This window comes from Streptomyces sp. NPDC047917, from assembly GCF_043204345.1.
Lineage (GTDB): Bacteria > Actinomycetota > Actinomycetes > Streptomycetales > Streptomycetaceae > Streptomyces > Streptomyces sanglieri.
Genome location: NZ_JBIDCA010000043.1, coordinates 1 through 1,739 on the forward strand (window position 1 = coordinate 1; position 1,739 = coordinate 1,739).

Annotated in this window: 1 protein-coding gene; it reads left to right on the top strand. The window is 69.8% G+C overall.

Features of this window, described 5'->3' with window-relative positions:
* The coding region (locus ACGF8B_RS42055; protein ID WP_392748216.1) for a type I polyketide synthase at positions 1-1,739 on the top strand (1,739 nt) is incomplete at both ends.

Genomic DNA, 1,739 nt, shown 5'->3' on the forward strand with positions numbered 1-1,739 from the left:
GGTGTCGGTTGGTTGGTGCTGGAGCGGTTGTCGGATGCGCGGCGCAATGGGCATGAGGTGCTGGCGACGGTACGGGGCAGTGCGGTCAATCAGGATGGTGCGTCCAACGGCCTGACCGCGCCGAACGGTCCCTCGCAGCAGCGGGTGATCCGTCAGGCCCTGGCCAATGCCCAGGTATCGGCGGCCGAGGTCGACGCGGTCGACGCGCACGGTACCGGTACCAGGCTCGGCGACCCGATCGAGGCCCAGGCACTCCTGGCGACCTACGGCCAGGCCCACCAGCAGGACAACCCCCTATGGCTCGGCTCGCTGAAGTCGAACATCGGTCACACCCAGGCCGCCGCCGGCGTCGCCAGCGTCATCAAGATGGTCATGGCCATGCGCCACGGCACCCTGCCCAGAACCCTCCACATCGACGAGCCCACCCCGCACGTCGACTGGACCAGCGGAGCCGTGGAACTCCTCACCGAACAACGCCCCTGGCCCCGGACCGACCGCCCCCGCCGCTCCGCGGTCTCCTCCTTCGGCATCTCCGGCACCAACGCCCACATCATCCTCGAACAGACCCCCACCCCCGACACGGAGGAAAACCCCCACCCAGCACCGAACCCGGCGTCGGACGCGGGGATCGTCCCGTGGATCCTCTCCGCCAAGTCGGCAGAGGCGTTGCGTGAGCAGGCGGGGAACCTCGCCGGGTTCATGAAGGACCGGCCGGAGGTGGAGCCGGTTGATGTGGGGTTCTCCCTGGCGACGGCGCGGTCGGTGTTCGAGCACCGGGCGGTGGTGCTCGGGGAGAGCCGGGAGGAGCTGCTGGAGGGTTTGCGGGCCCTGGCGGAGGACCGGCCCGCTGCGGACGTGATCCGTGGCCGGGCCTCACAGACCGGCAGTGTCGCGTTGCTGTTCTCGGGCCAGGGAAGCCAGCGCGCCGGCATGGGCCGTGAGCTGTACGAGACGTTCCCCGTCTTCGCGGCGGCGTTCGACGAGGCCTGCACCTTCCTCGACCGTGAACTGCACCAGGAACTGAACAACGGCTCGGTCGGGTCGTTGCGGGACGTGGTCTTCACCCGTCCCGGCGACGGGGCTGCGGGTTTGCTGGACGAGACGGTGTTCACGCAGGCCGGCCTCTTCGCGGTCGAGTCGGCCCTGTACGCGCTGGTGTCGTGGCTGGGAGTGCGCCCGGACGCGGTGATGGGGCACTCGGTCGGTGAGATCACGGCGGCCTGGGCGGCCGGGGTGTTCTCCCTGGAGGACGCCTGCACTCTGGTCGCGGCCAGGGGGCGTTTGATGCAGGCGGCCCGTCCCGGCGGCGCGATGGCCGCGATCGCCGCGCCCGAGAACGAGATCGCTGAGCATCTTGCCTCGTACGAGGGGCGGGTGTCGGTGGCCGCGGTCAACGGACCCGCCGCCGTCGTGATCTCGGGTGATGCGGATGCCGTGACCGAGATCGCGGACCACTTCCGTGAGCAGGGCACGCGTACGAAGCGTCTGACGGTGTCGCACGCTTTCCATTCCTCCCACATGGACGCGGCTGCTGCCGCGTTCGAGGAGGCCCTGGCCGGGGCCGTCTTCCGTGAGCCGTCCCTGGCGGTGGTCTCCAATATCACCGGTGCCATGGCCGGGCCGGGTGAGCTGACGGTGGCTGCTTATTGGGCGCGGCACATCCGGGCAGCGGTCCGTTTCCATGACGGCGTCGAGTCTCTCCACTCCCATGGCATCTCCACTTTCCTGGAGCTGGGCCC